The organism is Dysgonomonas termitidis, from assembly GCF_054657735.1.
The window spans coordinates 1622378-1647514 of the sequence record NZ_BAAHYD010000003.1 but is presented as its reverse complement, the minus strand read 5'-3'; the positions used below and the strand labels follow the sequence as shown (position 1 = coordinate 1647514).

The window sequence follows — 25137 nt, the reverse complement described above, 5'->3', positions numbered from 1 at the left end:
ACCTGATACGGAGGATAAGATAGACACTCTGAATTATGTGCGTATGATGTTGCACAAGGTTAGTCCGCTCAGCCATCAGCCCGTGGATTTTGTTGCCTGGGAGAAAACGGAAAATGTAGAAGGGAATGATTATAACCCGAACAGTGTAGCCCCTCCCGAAATGAAATTATTGATTACCTCCATTGAAGAAGACGGCTATACAATGCCGGTTGTTACCAGTCCCGAAGAAAACCTGTTCAGGATCGTGGACGGGTTCCACCGCAGGCAGGCGGAAAAATGTTCGAAAAAAATCTCCCAAAATACTTACGGACGCCTGCCGGTAACTTTTATCCGGGAATCACAACGCAAGCTGGACGACCGGATGGCTTCAACCGTCCGCCATAACCGGGCAAGGGGCTCCCATGACATCGACCTGATGGCAGGCATTGTCAGGGAACTGGTATCGATGGGGCGGTCTCCGGCATGGATATCCAAACACGTAGGTATGGATATGGACGAGATTCTCCGGCTGAAACAGCTTACGGGACTTGCTGCCTTATTTGCCGATAAAGACTTTTCATTCGGAAAGGAAGGATAAATGTAAATATATCATTGACAGATAGATCAAGGGAACAGATGAGCAAAGCCTCTCAGGTAAAAATAACATACAAGTTGATTTTTATAACGGATAATCCCATAGAAATCACAATAGAAGCTGATAGCCCGGTTGAATGTCATATAAAGGCGGTCCTCCATGCAAATGTCCATTATCCGGATTGGCATGGAATAAAAGAGATAAAAAAGCATCTGCTAAATGATATCATTATTTAGTAAATACTGGTAAAAACAAATAGGCTATTATTGACAATTTAAATTTATTCAATATGATGAAAACATTATTAGATACAGGATTCTTCTCTTATATTCAAGAGAATATGGAAGGAAATAAAATTTCTAAATCCAATCAAATAAAAGATGTATACGAAGATTTTATAAAAACATTATTTGCTTTTTGTAAATCATCGGGAGACAATATGTCTATTTGCTTTGTATTAAATTATACCCGTATAGAATTTGTATCCATACAGAAAAAAGCAACTGAATGCGAATCGGGGAAAAAATGAGATATTTGATTATATAGCCAAAGCTATCCAAATGCTGGACTGTGTAATTAATTGGGCTAGAACTGAAAATGGATCGATTCCACAAAAGAAGAATTCGAAGAAACACTCAAAATATCGATGGACAGCAGATATATCGAATCTTGTTGAACTTGCATATGCCATACTAGAAGCAGAATGTGTTAATAATGGAGATGCCGAGGTTATAGCTTTTGTCGAATTCTTAGGAGAAACATTCAACATAAAAATCGAACGATGTTCCGATTTTTACTATAAAATGCGTACAAAAAGCGGTAGCCGGACAGCCTTTCTACAGAAATTAATAAAAGCATTAGAGGCAAGAATGGATCGTGATGATGAGAAAAACAATCTAAAGTAACTAGCTATTACATCTTAACAGCAGGGTGATCGTTTGATCACCCTGAGTATTTATTTATCTACTATTCATCCTTCGGCAGTAATTTACTTAATTCCGGATCAGCTTTGATACGAATTAGCTCGTCTTCTACGATTTGTTTCGTTTCGGCTTTAATGCGATTGTAATTCTCTTGTATTTGCTCCTTCATACGATCCACGCCATTCTCATCTACAAAGCTGGTAATAACAGGAATCTTCTTATAGTTTTTCGTTTCTGCTGTTACTTTTTCATTATCGACGACAATTTCAGCATGGAATATTTTCTGCTCTATCCGTTCATCAAAATTATCTGCGACTGCTCCAACAAACATTCCCTGAGTCAAGTTACTAATTTTTGAGGCTGGTATCAGACTATCCATTTGTGTACTGATTGAAGTTGATTTGTCCTGTCGGTTAATTGTCATCGAAGATCGTTTTTGTAATACTTTACCAAAGCGATCCGACAATGTTTTAGCGGTTTCGCCAACTACCTGCCCACTGAAAACATTACCAATCGTATTCATGACTACAGCGGCTTCCCTATCACCATAATCACGCTTTAGCTGCGAGAAATCCTGAAAGCCTAGAAGAACGGCTACTTTATTACTGCGAGCCGTGGCAATTAAATTATCCAAGCCTTTAAAATAAATAGTCGGCAACTCATCAATTACAATACTACTTTTTAGCTGCCCCTTTTTATTCACGAGTTTCACAATACGGCTGTTATATAAACCGAGTGCCGCACCATATATATTCTGCCTGTCAGGATTATTGCCTACCACCAATATTTTGGGTTCATCCGGATTATTAATATCGAGGGTAAACTCATCACCCGACATCACCCAATAGAGTTGGGGGGAGATCATTCTGGAGAGTGGAATCTTAGCTGATGCGATCTGCCCCTGCAACTGTTCCATCGCACCGCCAAGCCATGCATCCATGAAAGGGCTCAGGTAATTTTCTAAATCGGGCTTAGATGTCAGTATCGGGAAAATATCTTCATATCGCTTGTTCAAAAATTCTATTGCATGGGGAAACGTGCAATATTTTCCATCCTCATAAATTCGTAGATACCAAATAATAGCCGCAAATAAAATTATTGGTGACTCTACAAAGAAATCTCCCTGCTTCTGGACCCACGTTTTATTTAAGTTAAGCATTATAGTATAGGCACTTTCGTAGGCATCTGAAATATCATTCATAAAAGAGGGATTGATGGGATTGCATCTGTGTGAACGGGACGGGTCATCAAAGTTTATCACATAGAATTTAGGCACTTTCTTGTATCCTTTCTGATTATTCAATAGATGGTTATATGCAATAGTGGAAAGATCCGGGAACTTGAAGTCATAACAATACATTGAAAATCCCTTTTCAATCTGCTGTTTTATATACGAATTAACGATCGCGTATGATTTACCGGAACCGGGAGTACCTAACACAATACTCGCCCTGAAAGGATTAACTACATTTATCCATCCGCGCCATATTTTCTTTTTATACCAGAATTTCGTCGGTAAATTAACTGAATACTCATTCTCCATCAAGCGGGTTTCCTGCATAAATGATTCGTTTTCTAAATTGAAAACGTCATCCATAAGCGTGTTTTTCAAAAGACGTGACATCCACGTACCTGCTACCAGTAAACACAAATAGCCACAGGCAAGCGTAAAAATATAAATAAGGCTACCGGAAGTGGATGGAAAAGGTAGTTCCAATAGCCACCAGTTCACAAAAAATAACAGGAAGCCGATCACAAGCAGCACATAAATCTTATTCCATGTAATCTTTTCTTCTTTTACTCCTTTGGTTCCCAGACAGGAAAGAGCAAGGAATAAAACAGAGAAAAGCTTTGTGAACAATAATGCTTTAAATAATCCAGTTGTTCGGTTAAAGTTCAGTAGAATTCTATCTACTACATCAATGTTGATTTTCCATTCGACTATTGACTCATAACAGAACCAATAAATATGGATAACGACAAATAAAATACTAATGGCCCGCATAAAGTCCATGACTTTTGCGAGTCCTCTTAAATCATCTTCTTGTTGCATACTATGTACTTTTAATTGGTAAAATGCAAAAATGAGGGATTAACATGCTATTATGCAGTTACTTATAGCTCGCTTGTAGTAAGTGGCGTTAGTATGGCAGTTAGTGGCACAAAAACTGAAAAGTTAAAGTAAAAGCAATCAACTACTTTATTTTAATTATATCTTTACAAAAGTTACATTAACAGAACCTATCATGTATACAGCCGGATATAAAGGAACAATTGTAAGTGTCCCCAAAGGAAAAGAAAAGTTGTTCTTTTCAGAAGGTGGAAAATTCGACCCTGATTTCAAATGTTTCTATTTTACAGACGATGACACTCCCGAAACTTTTGATCATTGGCTCCCTGAAAATACCGTTGCCATTATTAGCGAAGGGTTTTATATCCATGAAGCTCCGGTAATATGCAACCAATGCCGTAACAGAACTTCTGTAATATCTCTAGCTTCCCAATCCCTCCATATAAAGAAGGAACAGAATAAAAAGGGAGAACGTTGGGATGAAGGCGACGGCTTATATTCTTTCGATCATATCCGCTTTATACCGTTTCCCACAGCCCGGCTTATCCAGAAAGTATTTCCTCAATGGGATTATTTGCTGTCCCCGAAAAGACCGATTAAATATTGGAGTAATAAATGCCAACATTGCGGGTCCGTGCAGGATGAAGATTTTCTGGCTCGCACTGTATTTGGTACATTTAATAACGAACGCCCTCAAATGAAATGCCACTGTCATGAAAATAACGGCTATGGTTTTCCCATTATCGCCAGAATGAGCGAAGTTGACCTTTATGGATTTGATGATGGAGATGGAAGATATTCTTTTTATAGAAAAGAGTATAGCGGTTATGCTGTCGGGAGCTTATATCAGAACAAAGAAGGGAAATGGTATGAAGAAGATAGGTTCCGGTGAGTAGAACCTATCGTAAACAAATATTTTCATGCGAAAATTATAGGCTTCCAAGTCTTTACATCTGTCTGCCGTAACGTCTTTTTTTCTTCCTCTTCTTCAACTGTCGATTATTGGCATCCGGGTTAGCCGAGTTGTCAAATACAGGAATATCCAACACCGAATCGACCAGGCTTCCTATACTCTCCAAATTGACCGGACTGTTTATCGTTGACACATCTGCCGGTTGGATAGTTTGTGGTTGTGTATTATCTATATACTCATTGCTACTGAATTTTTCATTCAACACATTGGCAGAAAACTCCTTACCGAGCCGTGATCCATTGAGTACGCATCGGTTGTTATGATTGATAAAGGTAGCACCGTATATTCTTCCTTCATCATTACGCCTCAATACCAGATCAATATTTGAGGATTGGAGTTTTCGTCTGAATTCCCATTCATCTTGTGATGTAGTCAATGCACCGGATACTATTTTACGTGTCTGATCCCGAACCTTTCCCTCTTTTATCTTCAGAGAAGATTCTGTCATACGCTTTTCCAAACCATCAAAGCCAACTGTTTTACCGAAAACAGATGACTTCAAAGGCTTGCCGACTTTATTGCTGTCTCTTTTATGCTTGGAAAAGCCTAGAATGACGGTGCATTGTGTACTGCTTGCATAGTAATCGCTTTGGCTGTCGCTTTCGTCCTGCTTCAATCGGGCAACAATGAGTGCCTGTGCATCATCGGGCAGATTCTCCTGTAGCCATTTGCGACCGATTACCCTTACTGCTTCCCTGCGTTCCTCCTCTTTCTTCTGAGCATCCCTCTTCGCTTCTCTTTTTGCGTCTGCTTTGGCATAAAGTTCTGCTACTTCTGCTTCGGGCATAAATTCGATATTGTTTTCATCGTAATACATCCCGATACCAAACTTTTGGCTCAATGGTTTGATGATTCTTGACTGTTGCATATCAAGGGTGCGGAGGTTTATCAAATGATATTGGTAGCCGTAATCGTTGTGGATAATCTTGTGGATTACATAGCGGTCATAACTGTAGCCTTGCATCTGAACGACTTGGTTTACTTCTACTGCTTTTATGTTTGTATCGGTTGTTGTACCACCGAATAATGAATATAATTTTGTCATGATAATTTGCTTTTTAAGTTTTTAAGGGGTAATTAATCTATTCTGATATATCTCTTTAGTCTGTTGGAAAACCTTTGCTCATAGTCTTTTATCGCTTGCTTTAGCTTCTTGTATTCTTCGACTTCCTTATCATAGTTGAATGATATATCGTTTAGAATAGCTGTGATTTCGCTTATCAGGTAGTTTATTTCTTCGTTAATGGTTTCAATGGTCTTGACACTATCCAACCGTTTGTTTTCATCTGTTGAGATGGTAAAGTCACAGTTGGACTTATCTATATTACCGTTGCCCGGAGTATTCCCACTTTTGTACATCCTTGTCAGGCTATCTACACTAATACTGATCGTGTTACCCGACAAGCTGATATACACACCTTTGATAACTTCTTTTGCTGATTTTACCAACCTGACATTTACCACTTTACCGTCATATTGGGCAATTATGGGTTTAATGGCTTTTAGTGCTGTCACAAATAGTTGATATACTTTCTCCTGCTGTTGGTATTTGGCAGTAAATTCTATTTTCCTGTATGGTTCTGTGTAATACATATCTGTTGGTTTTAAAGGATAAATAATGCGATCAATGAAATCAGAAGAAGTAGAAAAAGGATAGAGAATATCAGTTTGATAATCAGCTTTATTATATGCCATATCAGACGGAATAGGAGATAAAAGGCAAACAGAGCCACCACCCACCCGAAAGACACTGTAACGGAAGCTAAAGCCCACACAAGGACACCTACCAACGCTACCACCAACACCAATTTTATGCTAGATGGAAAGTAGGAAATATTGTTTTCTTTATTTTTTTCTGTTCTTCTCATAATCATCGACTTTTTTTTTATGCCGGGACGGAGCCAGTGAGGTTTCTATTGTTTTATAGGCGGCAAAAGGTCAGATTGGCGGTATGACAAAATTTTTTGGGAATAAATACGCTCGCCCGGAGGGAAGGAAGAGGAAGATTTTTCACAAAACCCTTCAGGGCTTCAGAATTTTAGTTGTACCGGGAATATGGAATACCTTTGCCTATGAAAAATAGAAATCTCAACTGGCCTGTTCCTAGCCTAATGAGGAGATGGTTATTAGAGAAGGGCGGAAAAAATGGCCGTGAAACAAGTAGCTCAGTTTCACGGCATCATTAAAAATACGAAAAGCATTAGCAACCCTTATTAACAGGCTATAGGCAAGTGTACACCTACCGGATGTACTCTTGCTCTCTTATCCGAGAATGTATTTGTAGTGATTGATTATGCGGATGCAGCCGGAAGATATAGTAATAGTATATCTTTCTGCTGTGAGAAAGCATAGCAAGCGGAGAATATTTTCGCAGGATACATTCATATAAATACGAATAACAAGCTCCTTATCTACTTTTTCAGGATAATAAAAATGTAAAAAACTGTATTTTAAAATTAGAAGACTGATATTTTACGATTTCAAATAGTCTTTCTATCTTTGCATAGGTTTAGTCGGTTGACTAAAATTTTCAGCATGAATAAAGAAGTAGAACAGAAACTGATAGACGCTGCCCGTGAACTCTTTTATGAAAAAGGATTTTCGGGTACGACTGTGCGGGATATTGCGGGCAAAGCAGGGGTAAACTTAGCTTTGCTGCATTATTATTTCAGAACAAAAGACAAAATCTTTGAGATCGTTTTTCAGGAAGCCCTTTCATTATTGTTCGGCAAACTTAACAAAGCACTTATTTCTGATAAAAGCCTATTTGAGAAAATAGAAATGATGGTTGAAGGTTATGTTTCTATGGGTATGAAATATCCGCAGTTACCTTCATTCGTCATGCATGAATTGTCCGTAAATACAGACCTGATGCTGTCAATCATAAACAGTCATAAGGATAAATCGACTTTAAATAGCAATTTCGAGCTATTCTATCTTGAACTCGAAACAGCGATAGCCAACGGACTTATTAAGAAGATTAACCCAAGCGATATATGTACCGACATACAATCCCTGTCATTATATCCGTTTATTGCAAGAAATTGCCTGCTTCATTCTATTTATTCAGATAAGCGTTCTTACAACCGGATGCTGAAAGAACGTGTGAAGCATATTACAGAAACTATAGTAAACAATATCAAGTTATAATTTTATTTAATCCTATTTAGTCATTTGACTAAATTATATTTATAAATATCAAAATTATGGAGAAAGAACAATTCAGGACTTTAAATCAGTTTAAAGCATTATTGAGATTTAGCGGTTCATTTAATATCATCGCTGCGGGTTTATTTATATTTCCGGTTCTCTTCGAACATTACCTTCAATTTTGGAATACGCTGAACTCCTTATGTGGATTTGAAAATGCACTAATCACAATTCCTACCGATCCGTTCCATGCACTATTCATCAATACGGCGGGCATTGATCTGGTTCTGATAGGAGCTATCATCCTTTACGTATCGAAAGATCCACTTCGCAATAAGGGGATTATTATTATGAATGCTATAGGACGGACATTATTTACCATATTTACCATCTATTACCACATAACGGCTGATTTACTTTTCCTTTTCGTAATAATAGGCATTATAGATTTGTGTATATCGTTGGGATTTATTTACTTTCTATGGAAAATAAACAAGAACACAGCCAAACAACAAAATATAATACAGATATGAAAAAGGTAACACAAAATCAATATGGGGATACTTCTGTTCTCAAAATTATAGATTGTGACAAACCCCGGTTAACAAGCAAACGACAAGTATTGGTAAAAGTACAATATTCGTCCCTGAATGCGATTGATTGGAAAAACAGGAAAGGCTTGTTCCGTATATTCTCAGGATGGTTTTCTCCTCGCTCTCAACCGGGATTCGATATTGTCGGAAGTATAGTGGACAAATCGGATGATGTTAATGACCTGGAGATTGGAGACAAGATTCTTTCATTGCTGGGAACCCTTAAAGGAGGGGCATTCAGCCAGTATGTAATAATAAATGCTGGATATGCAATTAAGATAGATCCTTCTGCTGATGAAACGATCTTCGCCGGCTTGCCAATGGCAGCCTCTACCGCTTGGATGGCATTGGTAAGTCTCGGTAAAATAAAACAGGGGGATAAAGTCTTGATTAATGGGGGAAGTAGCGGAGTCGGTCATTATGCCGTACAGATAGCTAAATACTACGGAGCGGAAGTTACGGCTGTAACGAGTGGGAAAAATGAGGCTTTCTGTAGAGAATTGGGTGCTGACAATACGGTAAATTACCAAAACGAAAAATTTACCGAAAAAGCGGAACAGTATAATATCATATTCGATGTGGTATCTAATTCTTCATTTCATGCGATAAAGCCAATATTGGCTCCCAATGGCATCTATATAGATACGAACATGTCTTTGAGCCTTATAAAAGACCTATTGATACACAAACAGGTAAAATTCGTATCGGTGCATCCTGACCGAAAGGTATTGCAAGAGATTGTACAGATGGCAGAAACGGGAAAGCTCAAAACCCATATTGCTAAAGTTTATCCGATCAATGATGTTATCGAAGCTCACAAAGAGATGGAGCAATCCCGCACTGTTGGGAAAATAATTATGAAAATAGATTGGTGATTAATGTAATAAGCCTATAATAATCTAATATAAAGCCTTATGGAAAGAATTAACAAGAAAATACAAATGCCTCTTATTGCTTCTGATTTACGTAGCAGATGGAATGGACACTACAGCTTTCTCGATGATTGTACAGATGTTGAAATATTTTATGAATTTGAGGTATGCTTTTTCCCGGAACTAAATTTGTTTATGCCTCCCAGACGTGAAGATGGGCGTATTATCTTAAAATACACGGTGGATTCAAAAGTCAATGAGATTGATAAGAGCTATCTGCCTTTCTTTTTTGAATGTGACTATATCGATTTTATAAACAAGAAGGTCATCATTAGTCTTAAGGAAAAATACTTTGATAACTTTATTCATATTCCGGTAGTCAAAAGAATGCAGCAGTTCTTTGAGGAATATAAAAAGAAGGGAGACGAAAATATGGAAGCTATTTTAATAGCAATAGATCAAGAAGAAAAGTGACTTTTAGCTTATACCTCAATGAAAACAAGAAATTTCTGCAACCAATTATGAAAAAGAGGCTATTCCCAGAATAATAAATTACAAATAAATATGCCCGTTACTCTTTTGGGAGTAACGGGCATAATAACAGAATCGCTAGATTTCATACCTTTTAATTTAAAGAGAAAAGGGATAATTTATGAAGTTGATTAAACGCTGTTTTATTATCGTCCTCAACATTTAACCTACTTTTAACGTATTGCCGAATCACCTGTGCTCCAAACGAACAAATGCGGTAACATAATGCAATAATAACTTCAAAATTATAATAAACCGCAATGCATTCAGTATTTTGCCTTTTGTATCTGTACTCTCTGATAACATCTTTTTCATTCAAAATACCAGCCTTGAAAATTGCCCGTAAATTATTGCTTATGGTATTTTGATAAACCATAAGTAGTCGGGCTATTTCAGGTTTAGACATCCATATCTCTGAGCCTGCATCAGAAATAATCCTGACTGTAGGTGTTGATGCCAAATTTTCGACTATTGTGATGATGCTTCGTTTCATACTATATTGTTTTTATTTTAGTTACTCAATTTTTCATTTCTTCGGCTTTCGTTTTATGGTGTGTTTTACAGAGAGTATCGCAAGATTAAGTTCTACGGTCGTCTCCGTGTCCGTTGTTTCAAAGTCGCTGGAAATTATATCAGCAATGATCTCTCCGCTTTTCTGCAACATGGATTGACGGGTATTGTTGTCTTCCTGCTGATGTAATTCAGAGATATTTCTTGAAAGTTCTCTTACTTTAGCAAAAGTTTCAATGATAGATATTGTTGTTTCGGTTGCCTTTGGCGATTTCAGGATTGTGGCAATCATATATAGAGCCTTTTCTGTAAATGCTTTCGGAGAATATTTAGAATGCCCTCCACGTCCCGGATTCTTTAAGGTCGAAAATTTCGACCTTAAAGAATCTGCTTCATCATTTGACAGGTAAATAATATATCCTTCAGGGAATTTATCCGGATTATTCTTTACAGCTTCATTGACACGCTTTGTTTCAACGCCATACAACATTGCGACATCACTATCTAAAATGGTTTGTTGTCCTCTGACAATGACAATTTTATCTTTTATATTTTCTAAGTCCATAGCTTTTATTCTTAAATTGAATTTGTATTGATTCGCTTAAACAGCTAGGGTAGAACAATCTGGGTCCGGACCTTTAAGCCTCTTTGCCAGTTGATCCATATCATCACTTAGTTTTCTATCAATTATTCGGGCATAGATTTGTGTCGTTTTTATTTTTGTATGGCCCAATAATTTTGAAACGCTTTCAATAGACATTCCTTCTGTTAGACAGAGGGTTGCGAACGAGTGTCGGGCTACGTGGCAGGTGATTTTTTTATTTATACCGCAAAGATTAGCAATTTCCAATAAATATTCGTTCATCTTTTGATTGCTGATTACAGGCAGCAACTTGCCATCTTCCTGCAAATACTCATACTTTTTCAGGATAGCTACAGGTATATCCAACAGGCGTACTTTATAGGGCACTCCGGTTTTATTCCTTGTATCCATAATCCATAAGTTACCGTCAATACCTGTCTTTATTTCTTCTTTTGTCAGATTATACAGATCAGAATAAGATAAACCGCTGTAGCAGCAAAAAAGAAAAACATCCCGGACTCTTTCAAGTCGTTCCGAGCCGAATTTTTTATTGTATAATATTTCCAGTTCTTCTTTAGTCAGGTAGGAGCGTTCGATTTTTTCAAAACTGATTTTAAAATTGGCGAATGGATCTGCAAAATGCTCCCCTGTGTTTTTGATATAAAAAAATACTGCTCTGACATGTTGAATAGTCTTCATTGCATTATTATTTCCTGATTTATATTTATTCCGCAGGAATAAATAAAAGTCCTGAAGGAAAACCGTAGTAATTTCACGGTAAGGCATATCTTTTACCTTGCGTGTTTCTTCCATAAATTCACCCAACCTTTTTTGAGCCAGTTCATATCTCAAATAAGTGGTTCGTGTTACAACTGCTCCTACTTTTGACTTGTACTGTTCATTGAATTTGTTGAAGTAATACATGATCGTTTTACTCTTTTCTTCCAAACCGAACAAGGCATTTTTAATCTTTTCGGGGTGGGCATACCCATTTACATCCATCTGTTTGTTGTAATGCATGGTAGCTTTACCCCGAAAATTGTCTAACGCATTATTTATGCTTACAGCTTTTGCGTTATTGCCTTTTACTTTGCCGGATTTGTTATCCCAGACAGTAGGATTGATTTCTAACTTGGTGCTGAACTGAGAACGCTCTCCATCGATAGTGATACGTCCCATGATAACAACATTCCCATTTTTCTTTGGGTTACCTCTTTTTATATAAAAGAGGATTCTAAAAGTGCTTCGTTTCATACTCATTAATTTAAAATTGCAAAAATAGTTTCAATTTGTCCTGAAAGAAGGACAGATTGACGGACATTATGCGACAAATCAATGACTTAAGTAGGCGAATCGGTACCAATTTTAGGTGAATTCGAATAGGTACCCAGCGAGTACCGATTCGGTGTCTGTTAGTGGCTTTTCTTAGTCTGTTAACTGGAATGGATATTCAAAAAAAATAGCTTCCAATCTGTTGATTTGGAAGCTATTATCCTCATTTTTCTCTCTGATGTCTTTCAGAGGTTGAGCGAAAGACGGGATTCGAACCCGCGACCCCGACCTTGGCAAGGTCGTGCTCTACCAACTGAGCTACTTTCGCAATTGAGAGTGCAAATATATAGGCTATTTTTAATTTTTCAAAATTTTTGCTTATTATTTTCAATTGAAAAGAAGGTTTTTTACACTATAGGCCTGCTATCTGCTCTTATTTAGCAATTATACACCACGCTGTACAGCTTGCTTCTGATATCGATTAAATTCTTCTCTACATCCAAACTTCCGTATGTCATCAACTTCATAGGAATGGCAATACCATCTTTATGATATGCCGGCTGCTGATATTGTACATTTTCCCACAACCTGAATCCGATACGCTGATAAAATCCGATACGGCGCTCCGACAGTATAGTGGTGGGCAATTCCACCTCAAGAATAATGGGTTTGGCGATATCTTTTATAAATAAATCCATCACTTCACGCCCATATCCTCCATTGCGGAACTCGGGCGAAATAGCAAAATGCTCGGCAAATATAAATTCATCTAGATCCCAGTAAGTGAGGAATCCCACTATATTATTGTCTTCGAGGGTTACGGCAATAACAAAAGGCGAATCTCCTTTATATAGGTCCAGCATTGTTTCCACCGGGCGGCGTTCACTTAGTGGAAAGGATTCTATATACAGGTTTTCAATAAATGAAACTTCGTTACCTCTTGTCAGATCTAATTCTCTTATTTCCATAATTCCCTCTATTATATTATTACTCAGTTATCATGGTTATTATGTGACTGTATCTGGTTCCCCATTTTCACATCTTTCAAATATCCATCTTCGCACTTGATGATTCTTCCAGGATATTTTTGCACAACAGCATAATTATGTGTCGACATTATAACAGCAGTATCACCTTGCGATATTGTATGCAGAAGTTGTACGATCTGGTTTCCCGTTTCGGGATCGAGATTCCCCGTCGGCTCGTCAGCAAGTATAATTTCAGGTGAATTAAGGAGGGCACGCGCTATAACGATACGTTGCTGTTCTCCTCCCGATAATTCATGAGGCATCTTATAACCTTTATTCTGCATGCCTACCTGCGTAAGAACTTCCCCGATCCGTATATCTATCAGATCTTTATTCTTCCATCCGGTAGCGCGAAGAACAAATTCAAGGTTCTTGGCAGCTGTACGGTCGATAAGCAATTGGAAATCCTGAAATACAATTCCCACTTTCCGTCTTAAAAAAGGGATTTGCTTCTTCTTTATACTTTCAAGTTCATAATCGAAGATACGGCCATGACCTTTTTCGATAGGTATTTCATGATAAAGACTTTTCAGGAATGTGCTTTTTCCCGAACCGACCTTCCCAATGAGGTATATAAATTCACCTTCATTTATAGAAATGTTGATATCACTGAGGATGTTATTGCCATCCCTGTCCAAATCAACTCCTTCATATTTTATAATTACATCCTTATCCATAACTATGTCAGTACAAAGTGAAAAGTGAAGAACGAAAAGTGAAAAATTAAAAATGAAGATTGATAAACATTTTTCACTTTTCACCTTTAGTTTTTAGTTTTTCTTATGACGTTTTTGAAGCTCCCTTGCAAGGTCTTCGAGACTTAAACCTTTTGATGTTAACAATACAATCAGGTGATAAAGCATATCTGCTGATTCATATATCAAACGGTCGTCGGTACCATTACATGCCTCTATTACCGATTCCAGAGCCTCTTCGCCCACTTTCTGAGCCATACGGTTTATTCCTGACTCGAAAAGTGATGTCGTATAAGAGCCTTCCGGCATCTCTTTGTAACGTTTTTCAATAAAATGCTGAAGATATTTAAAAAACAGGATATCTTCCTTATTCTCTTCTTCGAAGCAAGTATCTGCTCCTGTATGGCAAACCGGGCCAACCGGATTCACTTTAATCAGGAGCGTATCCTTATCGCAATCTTCTTTTATACTGATTACGTTCAGAAAGTTCCCGCTTTCTTCGCCTTTTGTCCAAAGCCGCTGCTTTGTACGGCTAAAGAATGTCACCTTTCCCGTTTCCTGTGTTTTCTGCAAAGCCTCAGCATTCATATAACCAAGCATCAACACTTTATTTGTCTCATTATCTTGTATAATGGCTGGTATCAGTCCGCCTACTTTGTCAAAATCGAGATTCATATTTTTAATTTTAGTCGTGTTTAATTTTCACATTTATTGACAATACATAGTTAAAAAGTAACAAAAGTAACAGTTTTTTAGCTATTAGCTGATAGCTTTTAGCCGTTAGCTTTTTGAGAACCTTCATATTCTGCCATGTTGAGCGGAACGAAGCATCTCTTCCTTAAAAAGTTTCTCTCGCAAAGATGCAAAGTCTAACTCATCACTTATCACCTTGTTTACGTTTATTAACTACGTTTAGTTAAAACCTGACATATCTGACACTTTTTTTACTGTTTTTGTCTTATTATTTTTATATTTATTAACTATATATTGTTAAAAGGTAACAGAAGTAACAGTTTTTAGCTATTAGCTGATAGCTATTAACCGTTCGCTTTTGAGAACTATTATACCCTGTCATGCTTGAGTGGAGCGAAGCATCTCCTTCAAAAAGTAACAAAGGTAACAGATATATCAGTAAACAGTTAACAACTCGTATCTCGTATCTTGTCTACTCGTAACTCGTAACTGCCCACAGGGCGAAATAACTCGTAACTATATCAAAAAAGTTACAAAAGTTACACTTTTTCCACTATTTTTTATCTGTTTTTTTCCCCCTCTCTGTAAGTCCCCTTTGGGGGAGGGCTGTTAAGTTCTGCATTCTTATATCCTCTTTGTCATGTTGAACGAAGTGAAACATCTCTTTAATCGAAAGAGATCCTTCGTTCCACTCAGAAACAACGTTCGGCAGAGCGAAGCGGAGCCAATGACAGCCGAAAATAACAGAACAAAGTGGAGAACTTAACAGCCCTGCCCCTTGGAGGATTGAAGGGTTCATTCTCTTTTCACTTCGGAGGCCAGGGGGCCTTTTCAACTTTTCAAAGAACTATAAGCTAACGGCTAACAGCTAATAGCTTATTATTATATAGATAAAGTTCTCAAATACTGATTCACGTAAACTATCTTACGTTTATATTTTCTTTTTTCAAATAATCCTTTAAATCTTTTATCGCTATCTCGCCAAAATGAAAAACACTGGCTGCCAAGGCTGCGTCTGCTTTACCATTAACAAATACATCGCGAAAATGTTCCATATTCCCGGCCCCGCCGGAGGCAATAACAGGGATATTCAATGTTTCGGACAACCGGCGTAATGCCTCATTCGCATATCCGGTCTTCACTCCGTCATGATTCATACTGGTAAAAAGGATTTCACCTGCGCCGAGATTTTCAGCTTCCTTAGCCCAGGAGAAAAGTTCTTTATCTGTTTTGTTACGTCCACCGCTGGTGTAACATGACCATATCCCGTCTTCAAAGTTAGCATCTATTGCGCAAACACAAACCTGTGAACCGAAGTTTTTGGCTATTTTCTCAATTATCTCCGGATTTCTTATGGCTGTGGAATTTACAGAAACCTTATCCGCTCCGGCATTCAACAAGCGGTCTACATCCGATAATTCATTGATACCTCCACCGATGGTAAAAGGTATATTTATATTTGCGGCAATACGTTTTACCAATTCGGTAAATGTCTTACGCTCCTCGTGCGATGCCGTAATATCAAGAAATACCAGTTCATCGGCTCCCTGTTCGCTGTAACGCACACCGAGTTCCACCGGATCTCCGGCTTCCCGGAGGTTCACAAAATTGGTTCCTTTCACGGTCATCCCGTCTTTTACATCAAGACAAGGTATTATTCTTTTCGCTAACACGTATTTTAATTAAAAATGAAAAATTAAGAATGAAGGATTAAGAATTTATAACTCATAACTTTTAACCCTTAATTCGTCCAACGTCACCCGTTTCTCATAAATAGCTTTTCCTAAAATAACAGCAGGCACACCCGCACTCTCCAAATCGAGTATATCCTGAAAGCTACCGACCCCGCCACTTGCAATTAAACAGAGATCCGGAAAAGATTTCAGGATTTCCTTATACAAGTCGATAGACGGACCTTGAAGCATGCCATCCTTGCTGATATCGGTACAGACAACTTTTTTTATACCCTCCGCTTTATAATCTTTTATAAAAGGAATAATATCAACCGATGTAGACTCCTGCCAACCGGAAACAGCGATTTTACCGTCCTTACAATCAGCCCCCAAGATTATCTTTTCACTGCCGTATTTCGCTATCCAGGAGATAAATAAATCTCTATCCCTCACTGCGATACTCCCTCCGGTAACCATAGAAGCTCCCGAATCGAAAACAATATCCAGATCGGAATCACTTTGTACCCCTCCGCCAAAATCAATGACGAGGGATGTATTTGACGCTATCTTTTCCAGAACAGCCTGATTGACGACCCTCTTTGCCTTCGCGCCATCGAGGTCCACCAGATGAAGACGGCGGATACCCGCGCCTTCAAACATTTTCGCTACCTCCAGCGGATCTTCGTTATATACTTTCTTTGCATTATAATCGCCTTGCGACAGGCGAACACACTTACCGTCAATAATATCTATAGCAGGGATAATCTCTATCATGCTCTGTTTATTTAAGAAAAAAAGGTGATTGATAACGGATACTTCCAATATTCTCCGTTACTGGCCTTTATTGCTGCAATGATTATGAATACGATTTCGAGTACCGCGATGATGATAAGCATCGGAAGCCCTATTATAATCCCTATGATCGTGATACAGAAGATACCGGCTATTGTCGCATAAATAAGCATACTTATCATGAAATTCGCGATATTCTTTCCATGCCTGTCTACTTCCGGATATTCTTTTGCGTTTACCAGCCACAGCACAATGGGAAGGATAAAGCCTAATCCCGGAACCAGGAAGCCTGCAAACTGCGACAGGTGCATCAGCACGATATATGTATCTTTCTGTATACCACCTAATCCCCTTCCATCGTTTCCATAGCTGCCGGGGTTCAATATCCGGTGCTTTTCCTGCTGAAATTCTTCTTCCGAAATTGCTCCCTGAGCCCTAAGCTCCTCCAGCTTCCTTAATTCATCGTACTTATCCATGATAAATTGGTATTAGGTATTCAACAAAAAGTTCTTTAATATTTTTTCGCCCACTCCCCCACTCTTTTCGGGATGGAACTGGGTTGCATAAAAATTATCTTTATGGATGGCCGCGCTAAATGGAAGGATATAATCTGTTGTTGCTGCCGTATGCTTGCAACTGGCTACATAATAGCTATGTACAAAATATACAAATTCCCCCTCCAGTGAATCGTCAAAAACCTCACTTTTCAGATTTGTAATTGTATTCCATCCCATATGAGGCACTTTATCTTCGTGTCTTTCGGATGCAAAGCGCTTTACTTCCGCACCAAATATATTCAAACAATCCACATCGCCTTCTTCGGAATGGGCGCACATCAACTGCATGCCCAGACAAATACCCAGCACAGGCTGCTCCAAATCGGGAATAAGCTTATCCAATCCTGTTTGACGCAAATGATGCATCGTAGAACTGGCCTCTCCTACCCCCGGGAAAATCACTTTGTCAGCAGTCCTTATCAATTCTTTGTCAGCAGATACAATAGCTTCAACGCCCAAACGTTTGAAAGCATGTTCTACCGAAAAGATATTCCCTGCATTATATTTTATAATAACGATACTCATTTTTTAATAAAAAAGTTACGAGTTACAAGTAAACAAGATACGAGATACAAGTTGATAACTGTTTACTGTTTACTGCTCACTGTTAAAGTAAAGAATCAATCAGGGCAACCATTTCGTTGAACTCCTCCATCTTGAAAAGCCGGGTAAGCATTACTATCTTTCCATTCTTATCAATGATGATATTCCTTGTGATCCCCGCTTCTTTTTCCGCGTAAGTGCCAAAGATATCCGCTTGCGGGTCTAAACCGATAGGATAAGTCACTCCTGTCGCTTTGGCAAATTTCAATACTGTTTCGGCAGGCTCTTCGCGGTCTATGCCATATAACGCAAAATTCGGATTATCCTTATGCTTCTGCCATATCTCTTTCTCTATATGAGGCATTTCCTTACGGCAAACTCCACACCAGCTGGCAGTAAACTGTAACATAACAACCTTACCTCTCAGAGAGGATAATTTCACCTTTTGCCCCGAAGGCAAACTCATTTCAAAATCGGGAGCAATATCTCCCACTTTTACTTTATATTGGTAATTTTCTTCCTGAGAAAATATGCTCATTGAGAAAAATAACACGAACAAAATAACGATTGACTTTTTCATATGTCTTCTTCCTGTAATTGCCTGTTTAACATAAAACGCCTAAACCAAAGGGAAATAGGTAAGGATGCCAGTACACCCAGCGCATCAGCCAGAAAATCGTACCAATCCCCACTCCTTCCCGGGAAATATTCCGCTTGTATTATCTCTATTACTCCCCCGTAAATTATTGGGACCAGTATGGCGAAAACAACAAGCTTCAATATAATAATATGCCCTTTTTTGTAAAAGATATAATTGAAAGATGCCACTCCGGCCAGACCGAAATACATCAGGAAATGCACAATCTTATCGGCAGGGATAAAGAACTGAAACCCGACATCAGGTATATCATCCGTAGGGATAAGGCAACATAGATAAAAAATGATAACAGCAATGACCGCAGGGGGCCAGGTATATCTTACAATTCTTTTCAGCATAGCATGAATAAGGTCGCAGACCTATTTATTACATTGATAAGTAAAACAACAACAGCAGGTTAAGACTTGAGAGTATCCCATTGAATTGCATGCATTACTCATATCAGGTATTTCCAATACAGGTTCAAAGATACAGAAAATATCAATATATATATTATTCTGCGTACGAATCGTTAAATACTTTCATCTCACAATTCCGGCAATCGAACCAAAGACGCAATTTCGTATTGTTATATATCAAAAAGAAAGGTTCTTTGTAAGGATGTTTTTCGCTTCCTTCTTTCGGGCACCAACCTAATGACTGTTTGATACAATGACGAGTAAACATCAGAGGGACATCTTTTTGTCCCTGTTTTTCAAACGCAGGCTGTATCACCGACGATTGATGTTGCGTATAAAATTGCCTGCTCTTTTCGTTCATCACATTCCCCAGATATGTAATATCTTTAACAGGAAAAGCATGCGAGGTCCGTTTATGAGGGACAACTTCCTGTTGATATCTGATTTTCCTTACGGATAATAGTTTATCTGTCAGTTGTCTTCTCCATTCCGACAACAGCGACACCGGGACAAACCAACTATCGTTCCAGTTTATATTGACCTGTTCCACTTTAAATATCGTATTACCCGTCTTGCTCAGATTATTCCGGATATTTTCAGTTTGGTCTTTCAGAGCCGTTTGCTTCTCTGTTTCAAAATTGAGGATGGCATAATTGTCGTCTTCATCGGTAATTTCTAAAGAAAAGCCGAACGAAATTTCATTCAGTTCAATAGTCGTGCTTATACGGCGTTCCGCCGATTTCTTCGACAACAACTTTTCAAACTCATGGTCATAATTGCGGTACACAAAAGTACCACGCTTAACATCGGGAATCGTTGCCGGAAAAATAAGCTCTCCTTCTACACGGTTAACATGGATACCCTCCAGCTCTTTTTTATTATTGAAATAGCAAAGGCCATCGCCGTTGTGTATCTTTTTGGCACCATTAACCTTTATATATTTTGTGGTAATCTCAGTAATCTTCCCGATCGGTTCACCTATCGACTTGGGTGAGTCTACCGACCACATATTACGACTGCGTTCGTGCAGAAAGTATCTGGTAAAGCCCCTGTTGAAACTTTTCTCCGGACTGGGTTCGAATGTATAGACAGATTTGCCCGACGAGGCCCTTATATATTGGGGATTTCCCTCCATGACTGCAGCCAGCTTCATACGGTAATAGGCAACGATATTTTTTACATAGGAAACATCTTTCAACCGTCCTTCTATCTTCAGGGAACTGACGCCAGCCTCCAGTAATTCTTCCAGATTATCCGACAGATTGAGATCTTTCATCGACAGAAAATGCTTCTTCTGCATTATCTCTTCTCCGTCAGCGTCAACCAGCGTGTACGGTAAACGGCAATACTGGGCGCATGCTCCTTTGTTCGCACTTCGCCCCGACAAAGCCTGACTGAGATAACACTGCCCGCTGTAACATACGCACAATGCGCCATGCACAAAGACTTCGATAGGAGTTTTTACATGGGCGGCAATTTCGCCTATTTCATCTATTGTCAATTCCCGGGGCAATACGATTTGCTTAAATCCTGCATCTTCGAGAAACTTCACCTTCTCCGCGCTCCGGTTATCCATTTGTGTGCTTGCATGCAATGCAACCGGTGGAAGATTAAGCATAGTGATACCCATATCCTGAATTATCAGCGCATCTATTTTGGCATCGGCATATAACTGCCAGATGAGTTTTTCGGCGTCCTGCAATTCGCTATCTGTCAATATGGTATTCAGGGCGACATACACTTTTGCTCCGAACTGATGTGCGTACTCCGCCAGCGACCTGATATCATCAAGTGTATTTCCGGCAGCTGCACGCGCACTGAATCTCGGTGCGCCGATGTACACCGCGTCCGCTCCGTGATTGATGGCTTCAATACCGCATTCCAGATTCTTAGCAGGAGCAAGCAGCTCTATTTTGCGCGCTTTCAGCAAAGCTTATTTTCTTATAATATTTGTTTATTGATTGAACTTAGATATGGTACATATACCCCTCGTTCATAGGGTCTATATTACCCAAGTCTTTGATTCTCGTTTTATCATACGGAGTTTCCTGATATACAAAGTAGTTGAGCCAATTATTAAATAAAAGATTACCATGCCCCGACCATCGTACCACCGGCCCGTTCTCAGGATTATCATTTTTATAATAATTGAGCGGAATCTTTATAGGTAAGCCTTTTTCCGCATCCCGTATATATTCGTTATGAAGTGTATATGGTGCATATTCGGAATGTCCTGTCAGGTAAAATTCACGTCCTCCGCGGGATGCAACTATTCCGACACCGGAATCATCCGACTCCGACAGTATTTTCAACTCATGATGCCGAAGCACATCTTCCCGTGTTACGGTTGTATGGCGGCTATGAGGTATATAAAACTCGTCGTCGAACCCCCTGAATAACGGGAACTTCTTATCATGGGCAATATGCTTGAATACACCGAACATTTTCTCCGGTAGCGGATATTTTTTCACTCCGTAGAAATGATACATGGCAGCCTGTGCCGCCCAGCATATATATAATGTAGATGTCACATGAGTACGCGCCCAGTCGAATATAGAAGATATTTCGGGCCAGTAAGTCACTTCTTCAAATTCATACAGTTCCACAGGTGCACCTGTTATTATCATACCATCATAGAAATCATCCTTCACCTCACTGAAGTTCTTGTAAAACATTTCAAGGTGCTCTTCCGAAGTGTTCTTAGAAGTATGGGTTTCCAGCTTCAGGAACTCTACTTCTACCTGCAACGGATTGTTTGACAGTAACCTTATCAAATCAGTCTCCGTCATTATCTTAATAGGCATCAGATTGAGAATGAGCACACGCAAAGGACGGATATCCTGTTCGTTTGCCCTGAGTTGGTTCATTACAAAGATGTTCTCTTTCTTCAGAATCTCAATCGCCGGAAGATTGTTAGGTATATTAACTGGCATGGTCTATAGCTTTTACAAATCAAGTATGCAAAGTTATGATTTAGTTATGAGTTATAGGTTATGAGTTATGATTTTTTTAAGTTAACAGTCCCCCAGGGCCCGAAAGGGGGATGCTGTTAACAGTAACCGGTTATCAGACACTTAATTAATACTTACTTCTGGTTACTCTAAAATCAACAAACACTTTTTAAATACTACACCGAGTATATATAAATCTATTCTACAGGCACTTATATCCTTCTAAAAATGCCAGTTAAACCCAAATGCATAAGTCAGTTCTGCAAACCAGAATGCCTGATGAGCTTTGTCGTCCGACGATACGGTCGTCCTTATACTTGGCATATTAATATATCCCTCTTTCACTTCGGAACGTATAAAAAACAAGTTCCACAGATTTAGGTCCAGCCCGGCTTTCGCATTCAACCCGAATCCTGCGAGATGAAAAGCGTCGTGCCGTTCGTTCCCCATCATCATAACATTACTCCGGGGCATAAGAAATCCGGCTCCACCGCCGATCAGACCATTCACGTTAAGAATACCTTTATGGAAGAAATTCTTATAATATTCCAGTTCTGCATTTATATAGTTAAGCCCGTCGGTATGCTCAAATGTGAGGAAGTCGTCAGTCAGTTTTATAGAACCGTCGTCATTCACATGAGACTGGTATTCAGGCTTTACATGTCCGTCTATATCTACGGTCTGATTCTGGTCCATAACGTATTTCATATGATCTACACCTAAAGTTATAGCCATATTATCTTTTATAAAATACCCCAGGCGCAAGTTTGTTTGAGGAATGGTTATCCGATCAAGACGCAGGTAATTGAAATAGCTGATCTTATTTTGTTTATCTGATGCTTTCACTTTATGGAGAGTAAAGTCATAATCATTACCCTTGAAATGAATATCGGAGTTCGTATAGGCATCCCTGTTCCAGCCCCACAGGGCGAAGAATGTTCCTTTCCTATAGGCAGGTCCGGATTGAGCGAGTATCAGGGATGATTGAATAATTGCCAATAAGGCAAGTAATAGTTTCTTTTGCACGTCAGTGTCCTTTATTTGTGATTTTAAGACTAAAAACAAAAACCAGTTGAATTTGTTCAATCTATAACATCAAATAATATATAGAATAAACTAATAACAATAGAAAAGAATGCCGTTAAAGAGAATTACACCGCATCAGGCCAAAGAAAAACTATTGAATCCCGAAACAATACTGGTAGATATCAGAGATGAAGAGAGCTTCCGGCAAGGACACGTAAAAGGAGCGACACATCTTACCCACCTGAGCATACCCGGATTTGTGTCAATGACAAATAAGACCTATCCCATATTAGTCATGTGCTATCATGGAAATAGCAGCCAAATGGTAGCCCAATTCCTTACAGAGCAGGGTTTTGAAGATGTGTATAGCATCGATGGCGGATACGAGGGATGGGAGTGATTTCCGTACAGGTATCTCATTGCGAACGCCAAACGATATAAGATATATTCTTAAGCTCTTCAGACTGGGTACTTCCGTATTCAGTCTTTACGTGGTATTTGTCATAGTACCAGCCAAATGCAGTATTGCTTCCAACCAGATATATCGCATCAATTACCCCTATATCGACCAGCGCCTGCGCAAAATCATGGAATGACTCGGCGCTGCGGCTTTCTACCATTATCACCTTACCGGAACGTGTAGCCAGCGCCCTGCGGATCGATTTATTCTTCGGATTGTTTTCTATCAGTACACCATTATCTACCAATGGGTATTGCCTGAAAAAATAGCCTTTCGATTCAATCGCCTTTTGCAACAATGGAGTATTATCCGAAACCCCGATAGTAACTTCACCGTCAATGACCGCGCAAAATCCTGTTTTGGCAACACCCCGCGATAGTTTTTCCCCGGCAAGGACAAAATCGCCTACTATCTCGTAATTATCACCCCTGATATCGGCAGCCTGTGTGATGAGAACAATCGTTGAATCTGACTTATCCGGCATACCTACAGATAATGACAGTGTTGCATGATGAGGTACGTAAACAAACATAGGCACATCGTTAACCGTTTCTTCCAATATTTCCACATAGCCTTTTATGGTATCACCGGATATAGCCTTTATCGTATCAGGAGTTATACCAGCCGTATGCACAGCCTCTTCCGTTTCAGGTTCGAAATAATAATCGGCATCCGGTTTGCGCAATAGCAATATCAACAATGCTACTATTATTGCTATCACTACACAAGCCACAGCTATGAGCCACCACCTCTTTTTGGAGGCGGGCTTTTTATCCCTACTTTCTTTTGAGCCAAGAAAGTAGACTTCGTTTTCTGTTTGTATATCTTTCTTGCTCATTGTTCGGATCTCCTGCTTTTTATACTATTTTCCAATACTGTCTTCAATGCTTTCAAAGCTTCTTTCGAAGCAGAAAGTGCAAATTTATGAGGAAAGCTGATATCTGAAAGAATAATCTGCTGCTTGGAAACGTTCACGTAATAGATATATTGTGCATTTATAATCAGGCTTTTACCCAGACGTATAAAAGTACCTGCATCGTTGGCCAGCTGTTGCTCAATAACCTTTTCGAAAGTCCCCAGATTGAACGAAAACAGATGCTCTTCCTTATTGACCAGCACCATAGTGGAATAATTCCCGTCGGAAGATATATAGACTATCCTCTCGGGAGAGACCCTCACCAGGTCGTTACTGTTTGCCAATACAAGATATCTCTGCATTACCTCATTAATTTAATACAAAAATAGATTATTCCTGATATAATCCACTATCCAAAGATACTTTATGTATTAAACAGGCGATCTGTTGTATGAAATATATATGTCTAATATGTATCATTGTAATCTTCATACTATTCAAATACAAATATAGGATTTTAATAGTATCAATTGTAAGTTAACAGATCTCCTGCAGTTGTTTTGCGGGATATAAAATATCAAAAAACATACAAGATAAGAGAGCGAAATATAATAATAAATTACCCTCTCCATATTCATTTATCAATTTTGATTTCACAGCAAAAAAAACTATCTTTGAACGAGTTTTGAAATAGCTATGATCGCAGACCTGTTTATTACTTTGGGTAGTAAAGAAACAGCTTGCAATCCGGAATG

At 38.9% G+C, this 25137-nt stretch carries 30 protein-coding genes and 1 tRNA gene; 9 read left to right on the top strand and 22 right to left on the bottom strand.

Going from position 1 to position 25137, the window contains the following annotated elements:
- The first annotated feature begins 46 nt into the window (after positions 1 to 46).
- From ACYQ3L_RS27635 to ACYQ3L_RS27625, 3 genes are all read left to right on the top strand, one after another.
- On the top strand, positions 47 to 577 hold the full coding sequence (locus ACYQ3L_RS27635; RefSeq protein ID WP_459952548.1) for a ParB N-terminal domain-containing protein: 531 nt from the start codon (positions 47 to 49) through the stop codon (positions 575 to 577).
- Between the two features lie 286 nt (positions 578 to 863).
- Positions 864 to 1103 (top strand): hypothetical protein, encoded by a 240-nt coding sequence (locus ACYQ3L_RS27630; RefSeq protein ID WP_379994510.1) that lies wholly within the window; start codon positions 864 to 866, stop codon positions 1101 to 1103.
- A complete protein-coding gene (locus ACYQ3L_RS27625; protein WP_379994509.1) occupies positions 1054 to 1479 on the top strand; it encodes an RteC domain-containing protein in 426 nt (141 codons plus the stop codon). Before ACYQ3L_RS27630 ends, ACYQ3L_RS27625 begins: the two co-directional genes overlap by 50 nt.
- 61 nt (positions 1480 to 1540) lie before the next feature.
- Here ACYQ3L_RS27625 and mobC read toward each other — a convergent pair whose 3' ends face one another.
- A complete protein-coding gene (gene mobC, locus ACYQ3L_RS27620) occupies positions 1541 to 3550 on the bottom strand; it encodes a conjugal transfer protein MobC (protein WP_379994508.1) in 2010 nt (669 codons plus the stop codon).
- Between the two features lie 193 nt (positions 3551 to 3743).
- Between mobC and ACYQ3L_RS27615 the strand changes: the two genes are divergently transcribed.
- Positions 3744 to 4460, top strand: coding sequence for a hypothetical protein (locus ACYQ3L_RS27615; RefSeq protein ID WP_379994507.1), 717 nt, complete (start codon positions 3744 to 3746; stop codon positions 4458 to 4460).
- A 55-nt stretch (positions 4461 to 4515) separates the two neighbouring features.
- On the opposite strand, the gene ACYQ3L_RS27610 is transcribed toward ACYQ3L_RS27615, so the two are convergent.
- The 3 genes from ACYQ3L_RS27610 to ACYQ3L_RS27600 are packed head-to-tail and all read right to left on the bottom strand — an operon-like array spanning position 4516 to position 6409.
- Positions 4516 to 5586 (bottom strand): hypothetical protein, encoded by a 1071-nt coding sequence (locus ACYQ3L_RS27610; protein WP_379994506.1) that lies wholly within the window; start codon positions 5584 to 5586, stop codon positions 4516 to 4518.
- A gap of 32 nt (positions 5587 to 5618) precedes the next feature.
- Complete coding sequence (locus tag ACYQ3L_RS27605) at positions 5619 to 6134, bottom strand: hypothetical protein (protein WP_379994505.1); 516 nt, start codon at positions 6132 to 6134, stop codon at positions 5619 to 5621.
- 11 nt (positions 6135 to 6145) lie between these two features.
- Positions 6146 to 6409 carry a hypothetical protein gene (locus ACYQ3L_RS27600; protein ID WP_379994504.1) on the bottom strand — a complete coding sequence of 88 codons (264 nt, stop codon included), beginning with the start codon at positions 6407 to 6409 and terminating at the stop codon, positions 6146 to 6148.
- Between the two features lie 667 nt (positions 6410 to 7076).
- Here ACYQ3L_RS27600 and ACYQ3L_RS27595 point away from each other — a divergent pair.
- Genes ACYQ3L_RS27595 through ACYQ3L_RS27580 form a run of 4 tightly spaced genes read left to right on the top strand, consistent with a single transcriptional unit; the run spans position 7077 to position 9630 of the window.
- Positions 7077 to 7691, top strand: a complete 615-nt coding sequence (locus tag ACYQ3L_RS27595) for a TetR/AcrR family transcriptional regulator (protein ID WP_379994503.1) — start codon at positions 7077 to 7079, stop codon at positions 7689 to 7691.
- A 56-nt stretch (positions 7692 to 7747) separates the two neighbouring features.
- Positions 7748 to 8224 (top strand): hypothetical protein, encoded by a 477-nt coding sequence (locus ACYQ3L_RS27590; protein ID WP_379994502.1) that lies wholly within the window; start codon positions 7748 to 7750, stop codon positions 8222 to 8224.
- Positions 8221 to 9159 (top strand): NAD(P)-dependent alcohol dehydrogenase, encoded by a 939-nt coding sequence (locus ACYQ3L_RS27585; protein ID WP_379994500.1) that lies wholly within the window; start codon positions 8221 to 8223, stop codon positions 9157 to 9159. The genes ACYQ3L_RS27590 and ACYQ3L_RS27585 overlap by 4 nt, the downstream gene beginning before the upstream one ends.
- A gap of 39 nt (positions 9160 to 9198) precedes the next feature.
- The gene (locus ACYQ3L_RS27580) at positions 9199 to 9630 is read left to right on the top strand and encodes a hypothetical protein (RefSeq protein WP_379994499.1); all 432 of its coding nucleotides are present in this window, start codon (positions 9199 to 9201) and stop codon (positions 9628 to 9630) included.
- 151 nt (positions 9631 to 9781) lie between these two features.
- Here the strand turns inward: ACYQ3L_RS27580 and ACYQ3L_RS27575 are convergent, their stop codons facing one another.
- From ACYQ3L_RS27575 to ACYQ3L_RS27500, 16 genes are all read right to left on the bottom strand, one after another.
- The gene (locus ACYQ3L_RS27575; protein ID WP_379994497.1) at positions 9782 to 10180 is read right to left on the bottom strand and encodes a virulence RhuM family protein; all 399 of its coding nucleotides are present in this window, start codon (positions 10178 to 10180) and stop codon (positions 9782 to 9784) included.
- 33 nt (positions 10181 to 10213) lie between these two features.
- Positions 10214 to 10762 carry an ORF6N domain-containing protein gene (locus ACYQ3L_RS27570; RefSeq protein WP_379994496.1) on the bottom strand — a complete coding sequence of 183 codons (549 nt, stop codon included), beginning with the start codon at positions 10760 to 10762 and terminating at the stop codon, positions 10214 to 10216.
- Between the two features lie 36 nt (positions 10763 to 10798).
- The gene (locus ACYQ3L_RS27565; protein ID WP_379994495.1) at positions 10799 to 12034 is read right to left on the bottom strand and encodes a site-specific integrase; all 1236 of its coding nucleotides are present in this window, start codon (positions 12032 to 12034) and stop codon (positions 10799 to 10801) included.
- A gap of 273 nt (positions 12035 to 12307) precedes the next feature.
- Positions 12308 to 12380 (bottom strand) — tRNA-Gly (locus tag ACYQ3L_RS27560).
- A 109-nt stretch (positions 12381 to 12489) separates the two neighbouring features.
- Positions 12490 to 13020 (bottom strand): GNAT family N-acetyltransferase, encoded by a 531-nt coding sequence (locus tag ACYQ3L_RS27555; protein ID WP_379994494.1) that lies wholly within the window; start codon positions 13018 to 13020, stop codon positions 12490 to 12492.
- Between the two features lie 23 nt (positions 13021 to 13043).
- Positions 13044 to 13757, bottom strand: coding sequence for a cell division ATP-binding protein FtsE (locus tag ACYQ3L_RS27550; protein WP_379994493.1), 714 nt, complete (start codon positions 13755 to 13757; stop codon positions 13044 to 13046).
- Between the two features lie 93 nt (positions 13758 to 13850).
- Positions 13851 to 14459, bottom strand: a complete 609-nt coding sequence (gene hisIE / locus ACYQ3L_RS27545) for a bifunctional phosphoribosyl-AMP cyclohydrolase/phosphoribosyl-ATP diphosphatase HisIE (RefSeq protein WP_379994548.1) — start codon at positions 14457 to 14459, stop codon at positions 13851 to 13853.
- A 929-nt stretch (positions 14460 to 15388) separates the two neighbouring features.
- The gene (gene hisF / locus ACYQ3L_RS27540; protein WP_379994491.1) at positions 15389 to 16141 is read right to left on the bottom strand and encodes an imidazole glycerol phosphate synthase subunit HisF; all 753 of its coding nucleotides are present in this window, start codon (positions 16139 to 16141) and stop codon (positions 15389 to 15391) included.
- 45 nt (positions 16142 to 16186) lie between these two features.
- Positions 16187 to 16915, bottom strand: a complete 729-nt coding sequence (gene hisA / locus ACYQ3L_RS27535) for a 1-(5-phosphoribosyl)-5-[(5-phosphoribosylamino)methylideneamino]imidazole-4-carboxamide isomerase (RefSeq protein WP_379994490.1) — start codon at positions 16913 to 16915, stop codon at positions 16187 to 16189.
- An 11-nt stretch (positions 16916 to 16926) separates the two neighbouring features.
- The gene (locus tag ACYQ3L_RS27530; protein ID WP_379994489.1) at positions 16927 to 17409 is read right to left on the bottom strand and encodes a magnetosome magnetite crystal formation protein family; all 483 of its coding nucleotides are present in this window, start codon (positions 17407 to 17409) and stop codon (positions 16927 to 16929) included.
- Positions 17410 to 17421: 12 nt separating this feature from the next.
- Positions 17422 to 18015: an imidazole glycerol phosphate synthase subunit HisH gene (gene hisH / locus ACYQ3L_RS27525; RefSeq protein ID WP_291112840.1), complete on the bottom strand. Its 594-nt coding sequence runs from the start codon at positions 18013 to 18015 to the stop codon at positions 17422 to 17424.
- Between the two features lie 82 nt (positions 18016 to 18097).
- Positions 18098 to 18571, bottom strand: a complete 474-nt coding sequence (locus ACYQ3L_RS27520; RefSeq protein ID WP_379994547.1) for a TlpA family protein disulfide reductase — start codon at positions 18569 to 18571, stop codon at positions 18098 to 18100.
- 38 nt (positions 18572 to 18609) lie between these two features.
- On the bottom strand, positions 18610 to 19029 hold the full coding sequence (locus ACYQ3L_RS27515) for a VanZ family protein (RefSeq protein WP_006797597.1): 420 nt from the start codon (positions 19027 to 19029) through the stop codon (positions 18610 to 18612).
- Positions 19030 to 19183: 154 nt separating this feature from the next.
- Positions 19184 to 21019 (bottom strand): peptidase U32 family protein, encoded by a 1836-nt coding sequence (locus ACYQ3L_RS27510; protein ID WP_379994488.1) that lies wholly within the window; start codon positions 21017 to 21019, stop codon positions 19184 to 19186.
- A 37-nt stretch (positions 21020 to 21056) separates the two neighbouring features.
- Positions 21057 to 22022 (bottom strand): homoserine O-acetyltransferase MetA, encoded by a 966-nt coding sequence (gene metA / locus ACYQ3L_RS27505; RefSeq protein ID WP_379994486.1) that lies wholly within the window; start codon positions 22020 to 22022, stop codon positions 21057 to 21059.
- A gap of 240 nt (positions 22023 to 22262) precedes the next feature.
- Complete coding sequence (locus ACYQ3L_RS27500; RefSeq protein ID WP_379994484.1) at positions 22263 to 23066, bottom strand: hypothetical protein; 804 nt, start codon at positions 23064 to 23066, stop codon at positions 22263 to 22265.
- Positions 23067 to 23175: 109 nt separating this feature from the next.
- On the opposite strand from ACYQ3L_RS27500, the gene glpE reads away from it, so the two are divergent.
- Entirely contained in the window at positions 23176 to 23466 is a 291-nt protein-coding gene (glpE, locus tag ACYQ3L_RS27495; protein WP_379994483.1) for a thiosulfate sulfurtransferase GlpE, read from the top strand.
- Between the two features lie 16 nt (positions 23467 to 23482).
- Here glpE and ACYQ3L_RS27490 read toward each other — a convergent pair whose 3' ends face one another.
- Together ACYQ3L_RS27490 and ACYQ3L_RS27485 are read right to left on the bottom strand one after the other, a co-directional pair.
- Complete coding sequence (locus tag ACYQ3L_RS27490; RefSeq protein WP_379994482.1) at positions 23483 to 24364, bottom strand: hypothetical protein; 882 nt, start codon at positions 24362 to 24364, stop codon at positions 23483 to 23485.
- The gene (locus ACYQ3L_RS27485) at positions 24361 to 24744 is read right to left on the bottom strand and encodes a LytTR family transcriptional regulator DNA-binding domain-containing protein (protein ID WP_379994481.1); all 384 of its coding nucleotides are present in this window, start codon (positions 24742 to 24744) and stop codon (positions 24361 to 24363) included. The genes ACYQ3L_RS27490 and ACYQ3L_RS27485 overlap by 4 nt, the downstream gene beginning before the upstream one ends.
- Positions 24745 to 25137 lie beyond the last annotated feature (393 nt).

Coding starts and splice junctions, on each gene's coding strand:
- ACYQ3L_RS27635 (WP_459952548.1), top strand. CDS start 47: ATGTTGCACAAGGTTAGTCCGCTCAGCCATCAGCCCGTGGATTTTGTT.
- ACYQ3L_RS27630 (WP_379994510.1), top strand. CDS start 864: ATGATGAAAACATTATTAGATACAGGATTCTTCTCTTATATTCAAGAG.
- mobC (WP_379994508.1), bottom strand. CDS start 3,550: ATGCAACAAGAAGATGATTTAAGAGGACTCGCAAAAGTCATGGACTTT.
- ACYQ3L_RS27615 (WP_379994507.1), top strand. CDS start 3,744: ATGTATACAGCCGGATATAAAGGAACAATTGTAAGTGTCCCCAAAGGA.
- ACYQ3L_RS27610 (WP_379994506.1), bottom strand. CDS start 5,586: ATGACAAAATTATATTCATTATTCGGTGGTACAACAACCGATACAAAC.
- ACYQ3L_RS27605 (WP_379994505.1), bottom strand. CDS start 6,134: ATGTATTACACAGAACCATACAGGAAAATAGAATTTACTGCCAAATAC.
- ACYQ3L_RS27600 (WP_379994504.1), bottom strand. CDS start 6,409: ATGAGAAGAACAGAAAAAAATAAAGAAAACAATATTTCCTACTTTCCA.
- ACYQ3L_RS27595 (WP_379994503.1), top strand. CDS start 7,077: ATGAATAAAGAAGTAGAACAGAAACTGATAGACGCTGCCCGTGAACTC.
- ACYQ3L_RS27590 (WP_379994502.1), top strand. CDS start 7,748: ATGGAGAAAGAACAATTCAGGACTTTAAATCAGTTTAAAGCATTATTG.
- ACYQ3L_RS27585 (WP_379994500.1), top strand. CDS start 8,221: ATGAAAAAGGTAACACAAAATCAATATGGGGATACTTCTGTTCTCAAA.
- ACYQ3L_RS27580 (WP_379994499.1), top strand. CDS start 9,199: ATGGAAAGAATTAACAAGAAAATACAAATGCCTCTTATTGCTTCTGAT.
- ACYQ3L_RS27575 (WP_379994497.1), bottom strand. CDS start 10,180: ATGAAACGAAGCATCATCACAATAGTCGAAAATTTGGCATCAACACCT.
- ACYQ3L_RS27570 (WP_379994496.1), bottom strand. CDS start 10,762: ATGGACTTAGAAAATATAAAAGATAAAATTGTCATTGTCAGAGGACAA.
- ACYQ3L_RS27565 (WP_379994495.1), bottom strand. CDS start 12,034: ATGAAACGAAGCACTTTTAGAATCCTCTTTTATATAAAAAGAGGTAAC.
- ACYQ3L_RS27555 (WP_379994494.1), bottom strand. CDS start 13,020: ATGGAAATAAGAGAATTAGATCTGACAAGAGGTAACGAAGTTTCATTT.
- ACYQ3L_RS27550 (WP_379994493.1), bottom strand. CDS start 13,757: ATGGATAAGGATGTAATTATAAAATATGAAGGAGTTGATTTGGACAGG.
- hisA (WP_379994490.1), bottom strand. CDS start 16,915: ATGATAGAGATTATCCCTGCTATAGATATTATTGACGGTAAGTGTGTT.
- ACYQ3L_RS27530 (WP_379994489.1), bottom strand. CDS start 17,409: ATGGATAAGTACGATGAATTAAGGAAGCTGGAGGAGCTTAGGGCTCAG.
- hisH (WP_291112840.1), bottom strand. CDS start 18,015: ATGAGTATCGTTATTATAAAATATAATGCAGGGAATATCTTTTCGGTA.
- ACYQ3L_RS27520 (WP_379994547.1), bottom strand. CDS start 18,571: ATGAGCATATTTTCTCAGGAAGAAAATTACCAATATAAAGTAAAAGTG.
- ACYQ3L_RS27515 (WP_006797597.1), bottom strand. CDS start 19,029: ATGCTGAAAAGAATTGTAAGATATACCTGGCCCCCTGCGGTCATTGCT.
- metA (WP_379994486.1), bottom strand. CDS start 22,022: ATGCCAGTTAATATACCTAACAATCTTCCGGCGATTGAGATTCTGAAG.
- glpE (WP_379994483.1), top strand. CDS start 23,176: ATGCCGTTAAAGAGAATTACACCGCATCAGGCCAAAGAAAAACTATTG.
- ACYQ3L_RS27490 (WP_379994482.1), bottom strand. CDS start 24,364: ATGAGCAAGAAAGATATACAAACAGAAAACGAAGTCTACTTTCTTGGC.
- ACYQ3L_RS27485 (WP_379994481.1), bottom strand. CDS start 24,744: ATGCAGAGATATCTTGTATTGGCAAACAGTAACGACCTGGTGAGGGTC.